This window comes from Streptomyces sp. NPDC058291 (genome assembly GCF_042880855.1).
Taxonomy (GTDB): Bacteria; Actinomycetota; Actinomycetes; order Streptomycetales; family Streptomycetaceae; genus Streptomyces.
In genome coordinates this window covers 24,848-31,938 of sequence record NZ_JBHVYK010000088.1, presented here as the reverse complement: position 1 = coordinate 31,938, position 7,091 = coordinate 24,848, and the positions used below count along the sequence as shown (strand labels likewise).

7 protein-coding genes and 1 pseudogene are annotated in these 7,091 nt (G+C 69.6%); 7 read left to right on the top strand and 1 reads right to left on the bottom strand.

What is annotated here, in order from left to right; translation table 11 throughout:
- The first annotated feature begins 282 nt into the window (after nucleotides 1–282).
- The 7 genes and pseudogenes from ACFVYK_RS31535 to istB all read left to right on the top strand — a co-directional run bounded on the left by ACFVYK_RS31535 (nucleotide 283) and on the right by istB (nucleotide 6,310).
- On the top strand, nucleotides 283–474 hold the full coding sequence (locus ACFVYK_RS31535) for a hypothetical protein (protein WP_389779890.1): 192 nt from the start codon (nucleotides 283–285) through the stop codon (nucleotides 472–474).
- Nucleotides 475–812: 338 nt separating this feature from the next.
- The gene (locus ACFVYK_RS31530) at nucleotides 813–1,322 is read left to right on the top strand and encodes a hypothetical protein (RefSeq protein WP_389779888.1); all 510 of its coding nucleotides are present in this window, start codon (nucleotides 813–815) and stop codon (nucleotides 1,320–1,322) included.
- Between the two features lie 408 nt (nucleotides 1,323–1,730).
- The gene (locus ACFVYK_RS31525; protein ID WP_389779886.1) at nucleotides 1,731–2,213 is read left to right on the top strand and encodes a hypothetical protein; all 483 of its coding nucleotides are present in this window, start codon (nucleotides 1,731–1,733) and stop codon (nucleotides 2,211–2,213) included.
- A 1-nt stretch (nucleotide 2,214) separates the two neighbouring features.
- Entirely contained in the window at nucleotides 2,215–2,751 is a 537-nt protein-coding gene (locus ACFVYK_RS31520; RefSeq protein WP_389779885.1) for a tyrosine-type recombinase/integrase, read from the top strand.
- Nucleotides 2,752–2,774: 23 nt separating this feature from the next.
- Complete coding sequence (locus ACFVYK_RS31515) at nucleotides 2,775–3,152, top strand: helix-turn-helix domain-containing protein (RefSeq protein ID WP_389779896.1); 378 nt, start codon at nucleotides 2,775–2,777, stop codon at nucleotides 3,150–3,152.
- Between the two features lie 874 nt (nucleotides 3,153–4,026).
- Entirely contained in the window at nucleotides 4,027–5,526 is a 1,500-nt protein-coding gene (istA, locus tag ACFVYK_RS31510) for an IS21 family transposase (protein ID WP_389779883.1), read from the top strand.
- Nucleotides 5,523–6,310 (top strand): annotated as a pseudogene (istB, locus tag ACFVYK_RS31505) (IS21-like element helper ATPase IstB). Before istA ends, istB begins: the two are co-directional and overlap by 4 nt.
- A gap of 24 nt (nucleotides 6,311–6,334) precedes the next feature.
- Here istB and ACFVYK_RS31500 read toward each other — a convergent pair.
- Nucleotides 6,335–7,042, bottom strand: a complete 708-nt coding sequence (locus ACFVYK_RS31500; RefSeq protein ID WP_389779881.1) for an MBL fold metallo-hydrolase — start codon at nucleotides 7,040–7,042, stop codon at nucleotides 6,335–6,337.
- Between the last annotated feature and the right edge of the window lie 49 nt (nucleotides 7,043–7,091).

Sequence of the window (7,091 nt, the reverse complement as noted above, 5' to 3'; positions counted from 1 at the left end):
CGCCGACGACACCCGGGCCGCACCCGGCACGGCGCCCCGGAAGCGTCCACGCCCCCCCCCCGCCCCCCCCGCCGCCCCCCCCCCCCTCACTCATGCAAGAACCCAAGGCGGTGGCCCGCCGGACTGGCTGGAGAGCGATGACATTCGCGTCCGACCCGGGGCCGCTTCCCCGCCTGACGGGCACCTGAGAAGAAAGGTCGGCCACGGCACCCGCCTGGCGGGTCGTACCACTCATCGGTCTTTTCTCGCAGGTCAGAGCCGTGTGACAGGGTGTTCATGACAGTGGATACCAGGGTCATCCGAGCCGGTCAGATGTACCGCTACTACCTGAGCGAGACCGTTGTCGGCGACGGCCGCCGCCCGGCCCGCACACCGCTGCACGAGGCCCAGGAACAAGCCGGGGTGTCCCGGCCGGGCGACGGATGGGCCGGGGACTTGCCGTGCGCTGTGAGCTGCGGCGACCGGATCGATTGAGACGGGCCGGATATGCGATTTATCAGCCGATTTGGTCTGATGCGTAAGAACGCCGCTCGTCGTCTTCCGGGGTCTGGTCCGCCGGGGCCGTGTCGACCCGGTTGAGTTCCTCCCGGCCCTCGGCGACGGCAGGGCCGCAGCCTGGCGGCAGGCCAGCGACGACCAGAGAGCAACGGCTTCCTCGGCCGTGTCCGCCTCCCCGACGATCTGACCGGGCAACGTCAGCCTCGCTGACCGGCGAGCCTTTTTGCCAACTGGACCCATCCCCGCCGCCCGCGGGTGTGAACTGTCAAGAGCGGGAAGGAAGTCGGCGGGAGCCGGGAGAGCGGGGAGGCGCTGTGGGGAGCGAGATCTCGGACAGATTCCGGTACAGCATCACGCACACCTGCGTAACGCGGCACGTCGGTGACAGCACACAGACAGCGACATTGGTCAACGCCGAGGTGGCCAGCCTGGACCGGTTCGCGGAGCGGCCGAATGCGAGAAGCGTATTTTGCGAGCATTGCAACGCGCGGTTACGGGTGGTGCTCCGGTCCGCGGCCGACGTACGGCAGCGGCGGCGTACACACCGGCTGCTGTGGCCGGTATGGGCCCTGCTGGCCGTGTTGAGCGGCTGGGGCCTCGTGCATGAGCTGGGGACCGGCGACGGCTTGAGGGCATCTGACCTCCGCTTGTACTTCACCGCGGCCGCGACCATGCTGTTCGGGTACAGCACCCTGCGCAGTCTGATCCTGACCCAGGGCTTTGACACCCCCGAGGTGACCAGGACGGATGATCGGGAGTCGTACGGGGTTCACCACGGCTGGACCACGCCCCGGCAGGCAGATGCCGAGGACCGCAGGTCATGAGCCGGTATCTTGCATCGTCCAGAAGCTCCCCCGCAGGAAGCGCGAGAGGTGACGGCCCTGGTCCGGGAAGCCGCAGCCCATACGCCTCGGGCCGACCAGGAGAAGCCAAAGGCTGAGGGCCAGCCCTCCCCCTGGATACCCTCCGCAGCGCAGTGCGCTTTCCGTGAAGCCTCGCACCTCTACCTGGTGACCCACCCACCCAGAGCGAGAGGGGGGACGAGGCACCTGTACCTGAAAGGTCAGGTTCGGCCTTGTGGGGTCGTTGCTGGTCGGGGTGGGTGGGTCCTAGGTCGGGGTTATGGCCGGTTGTTCGGCAATAGTGAACTTTCGTCGTGCATCGCGGTGGTCGTGTTGGAGCCTGGGTGGGTGATGGCTGTGGGTGCGGCGGCGGACGGTGGGGCGGGGTGGGTGGATGAGTTTGTGTTGGCGTTGGCGGCGCGGGGGGTGACGGATCGGTGGGCGGGTCAGCAGCGGGTGTGGGTGGGTGAGTTGCTGGCGTTCGCTGGGGTGCCGGTGTGGGAGGTGGGGCCGGTGGATGTGGACGGTTGGCTGGCGGGGGCTCGGGAGCGTGGTGCGGGGACGCAGACGCGGGGGGTGATGGCGCAGGCGGTGTTCCGGTTTTATGCCTTTGTGGAGGCCCGGCACGGGGGTTGGGTTGAGGAGGTGACGGGTGGGCCGGTGCCGCGGCCGGTCGATGAGTTCAACCGGCCCCGGCGTCTGGCCGGGGCGGTGCGGATCCCGCCCTCGGAGGGGGAGGTGGAGGCTTTGTTCGGGGCGTGGCGGGCCTGGCTGCCGTGCGTGCGGGGTCGGGGTTTTCTGGTGGCGGCGCGGGATTATGTGGCGGCGTCGTTGTGGCGGCGGGTGGGCTTGCGGATCAACGGTCTGCCTTGAGGTGGGGGACTTCTATCCCGAGATGGGCGCGCACGGGGTGTTGCATGTGCGCTGCGGGAAGGGCGCCGGGGGCAGCGGGCCCAGGCAGCGGCTGGTGCCGACGGTCGATGGGGTGGACCGGCTGCTGGCCTGGTGGCTGGCCGAGGTACGGCCGCAGTTCGGTGACGGGCCGGCCGGTGGGCGGGCGGTGTTGCTGCCGAGCCGGCGGCGGGCGGCGGGCGGCGGGTGGTGCGCGGCATGCGCGGTGACGCTGCGGCAGGGGCTGGCGGTCGCGGTCGGGCGGTGGCTGCCGGCGTGGTCGGGCAGGCTGACGCCGCACTCGCTGAGGCATTACTGCGCTTCGCACCTGTATGAGCGGGGTGTGGGGCTGGAGGCGATCGGGGCGTTGCTGGGGCATGTGTGGCTGTCGACGACGGCGGGTTATGTGCATGTGCCCGCGGAGCGGATCGAGCGGTGCTGGCGTGAGGCGAACGCCCGGGTCGCCGGGCGTCTGCTGGATGCGGATCCGTATGCGGCCGGCGCGGCGGGGCCGCTGTGAGGGCGAGGAAGGCGGTGGAGTACATGCGGTGGGAGTTGCGGCTGCGGGCGGCCGAGCGGGGCGTGTTCAAGGCGGTTCAGATGCGCCGGCTGCTGGCGCAGGCGGGGCTCGAGATCAGCGCGGGGAAGATGTCCGTGCTGTGGTCGGCGACGGTGGCCCCGGTGTCGGTGCGCCTGGACGACGTGGAGGTGCTGTGCCGGGTGTTGGGCTGCGACGCGGCCGGGCTGCTCGTCCTGGACACGTCGGCCGGCCGGTCGCCGCGGCCGGCCGAGCCGGGCCCGGCCGGGGCAGGGTCTGGTACGTGGGCCGGTGGGGAGCCGGCCGCCGGGCCCGGGGGAGTGCTCCGGGGGGAGGGGCCTGGCGGGGGTGGCGTGGTGCGGCCGTCACTGCCGCCGGTGTAGGCCGCCCGCCCCTAAAGAAGCGGCGACCCGCCCTCGAAGAGCCGGCGGCCCGCCCTCGAAGAGCCGGCGGCCCGCTCTCGAAGAACCGGGGAGGGCCTCAAAGCCGCCGGTGGTGGTGTACCGCTCTGCGGTCTGCCTCCGGCCGGACCGCAGGGGTGCGGCACACGCCTGGGGAAGGGAGGGTCGATGCGGCAGCAGGTCGCGCCTGCCGGGCGCGCAGCGCTGAGCGTGGGGGCCGGCGGGCGGGAGGCGCAGTGGGCAAGGGATCTGGCCAGGCGTCGGGGCCGGCCCGCGGTGTGTCCGGGGCGCGGGATTCGGCCGGCGGCGTTCACCGTCCCGCGCGTCGATGTCTGTTTCGCGTGTCTGCCCGGGGGCCCGCATACGCCGCCGCCGTGCACGGCATGCGGGAGGACAGGGTTCTTCTACCACCAGAGCCTGTGCACGGGCTGCCACCCGTTTTCGCCCGAGCGGCGCGATACGTGCCCGGACTGCTTCGCGTGGGGCACCAGCCAGGCCTCGCGCTGGCGCTGCTGGGGCTGTCTGGCCTGGCACCGCAAATTCTCGCGGACCGGCCCGAAAGAGCCGTGTGCGTGGTGTGCGCGCACGGTGGCGGTCAACCGTGACCGGGCATGCCGACTGTGCTGGTGCGATCTCTCGGGTTGGTGTCGGTGGTGGCGTTCTGGGGTGGGGTGTTCCGGGGCTGGTCAGCGGCTGTTTGTGAGTGGGCGGGCCACTGTCATGAAGTGAGAGATTGATGGGCGGGAGCACTGTCGTGGGGCTTTATCTCATGGCAGCTGATGTTGTCTCAGGTTCGAGAGTTCTTATGCGCTGAGGTTGACCCGGCCGGTGTGATCGTGGGGCACTGTCGTCGACTGTGCCTGCTCCGCGGCGGACGCCGCGGCGGCATTCGCCTCGGCTGGAGCCGTTCAAGAAGACGATCGACCAGTGGCTGCTGGAAGATCTGGACGCGCCGCCGAAGCAGCGGCACACCGTCAAGCGGATCATGACGCGGCTTCAGCAGGAGCTCGGAGCCGACATCGCTTATACGACGGTGTGGGACTACGTGAGTCGGCGTCGTCAGGAGATAGCGGAGGCGGCCGGAGCGGCGCCCTCGGCGGGGTTCGTGATCCGGCACAACCAGCCGGGTATGGATGCCGAGGTTGACTTCGGCGAGGCGTGGGTCGATCTGGCTGGCGAGCGCACCAAGTGCTTCGTGTTCGCGGTGCGGCTGGCCTACTCGGGCAAGGCGGTGCACCGCATCACAGCTTCCTGCGGTCAGGAAGCGTTTCTGGAAGGGCACGTCCACGCGTTTCGCACGCTGGGCGGGGTCCCGGGCGGTCAGATCCGCTATGACAACCTTTCCCCGGCCGTGTCGAGGGTGATCCGCAAGAGCCGGTCGCGAGAAGAGCATCCGCGCTGGAGTGACTTTCGGCAGCGGTTCGGCATCACTGCGTTCTACTGCGAGCCGGGACTTCGCGGCGCCCACGAGAAGGGAGGCGTGGAGGGCCAGGTCGGTTACTGGCGCCGCAACTATCTGACGCCGGTGCCGCGGGTCGACTCCCTGGATGAGCTCAACGCCCGCTTCGCGGAGTTCGAGCAGGCGGAGGAGGCCAGGCGGATCGGGATGCGGATTCGCACCATCGGCCAGGACTTCGCCCAGGAGGCCCCTCTGCTGCTGCCGCTGCCCGAGGAAGGATTCGAGACCGGCATCGCGTTCACCCCGCGAGTCGACCGTTACGGCATGGTCGCGGTCCGGGTCTGCCGCTACTCGGTACCCGTCCGGTTCATCGGCCGCACCGTTCACGTGATGCTGCGATCCAGCGAGGTGGTGGTCTTCCACGGCCGCACCGAGATCGCCCGCCACCCCAGGTTGACCACGAAAGGCGCCGAGCGGCTCGTGCTGGATCACTTCCTGGAAGTGCTGCTGGCCAAGCCGGGCGCGCTGGCCGGCTCCGAAGCCTTGGACCAGGCCCGTCGCGAGGGCACTTTCACCCCGGCTCACGAGGCGTTCTGGTCCGCAGCCAAGCAGGGCCTGGGCGAGAGCGAGGGGACCAAGGCCCTGGTTCACGTCCTGCTGCTGCACCGGCACCTGCAGCACCGTGACATGGTCGCCGGTATCCGAGCCGCCCTCGCGATCGGTGTCTGCACTGCGGACATGGTCGCGCTGGAGGCCCGCAAGGCCGCCGAGTCCGAGGGCCGCTCGCCGACCGTCACCGCCACCACACCGCTGTCCGAGCCGGTCAGACCGCCCGACCTGCAGCTGCGCAGCCTGACCGAACGTCGGGCCGCCCGGCTGCCCGCCGACCAGCGGCCGCTGCCTGCCCTCGACCGCTGGGACCAACTGCTGCACCATCCTCGAAGGGAAGCGCCATGACCGGCCCGCACCACACGCTGACCGAACCCGCCTCCGACGCCGCGATCGACACCGCCTGCCGGGTGCTGCGGCTGCCGACCATGCGGGCCCAGTTCCCCGACACCGTCGCCCGCGCCGACGCGAGCACCTGTCCTACCGCGGTTTCCTGGCCGAACTGCTGATGGCCGAGTGTGAGGACCGCGACCGCCGCCGGTCAGAACGGCGTATCCGCGCGGCCGGCTTCCCCCTCCAGAAGTGGCTGTCCGACTTCGACTACACCGCGAACGAGAACGTCACCCCCGCCCTGATCAACAACCTCGCGACCTGCGAATGGGTCAAGAAGGGCGAGCCGCTCTGCCTGATCGGAGACTGCGGCACCGGCAAGTCGCACCTGCTGATCGGCCTGGGAGCGGCCGCAGCGATGGCCGGCTTCCGGGTCCGATATGTGCTCGCCGCGAAACTGGTCAACGAGCTGGTCGAGGCAGCCGACGACAAGCAGCTGACCAAGACCATCGCCCGTTACGGACGCGTCGACCTGCTCTGCATCGATGAACTCGGCTACCTCGAACTCGACCGTCGCGGAGCCGAGATGCTGTTCCAGGTTCTGACCGAACGCGAGGAGAAGAACAGCGTGGCCATCGCCTCGAACGAGTCGTTCGGAGGCTGGACGAGGACCTTCACCGACCCGCGGCTCTGCGCGGCAATCGTCGACCGCCTCACCTTCAACGGCACGATCATCGAGACCGGCACCGAGTCCTACCGCCTTGCCCTGACCAAAGCCAAGCAGCAACGCTCAGATAAATGATCCACCGTCCTGTCGGCTGCATCCTCAACTGCCGCTCGGGGACGCTGCCGCAGCCCGCAGAGCCGCCGAAGCCGATCCCACAATCGCCTCGCCGTGGCCGAAGCAGGCCACCTCCGCATCCAGTCGGCTCAAGGCCCTCAAGGTTTCCAGTGCACGAGAGCGGTCCGTGTTGAACACGCCGACCATGGTGTTGCCTCCCACGTTCGCTGCAGCGTCGCCCAGGAAGAGCACCCCGAAGGCAGGGAGATGAAACGCGGTGCTGCCCGGAGTATGACCCGGCGCAGCCACCACGCGAGCCCCGCCACCGAAGGGAAGCACATCTTGATCACCGACCTCATGGTCCACCGGCACCGGCGGTGCCGGTGGCAGCTTCGGCTTGCTCTCGAACAAGGCACGTTCCCAGTCCGGAGCATCCGTGAAGACCGGTGGCGGAGCCGGTGACTCCCCGCGGATCACCCCGGCGTCCAAACGGTGCGCGAACACCTCGACCCCTCCCCACGCGGCGATCTCGGCAGCACCGCCAGCATGGTCCTCATGAAAGTGGGTGAGCACGACACGCCGCAGGTCCCCGGGCTTCGAGCCGATGCTCAGAATGGCATCGGCGACTGCCGGACCGGCCCCCGCAACCCCAGAGTCGATCAACGTGAGCCCATCCGCGTCACGCCACAGATACGCCTGCCCGACCTCGAAACGGAGCATATGCAGCTCCGGCAACAGCTCAACGATCTCCATACGAACAACCTAGGCACCGCCGAAGCCTCCCACTCGCCGCTTCGCCTTC

What these genes read in the sequence shown, in the direction of transcription:
- ACFVYK_RS31500 (WP_389779881.1), bottom strand. Translation starts at nt 7,042, where the DNA reads ATGGAGATCGTTGAGCTGTTGCCGGAGCTGCATATGCTCCGTTTCGAG.
- ACFVYK_RS31515 (WP_389779896.1), top strand. Translation starts at nt 2,775, where the DNA reads ATGCGGTGGGAGTTGCGGCTGCGGGCGGCCGAGCGGGGCGTGTTCAAG.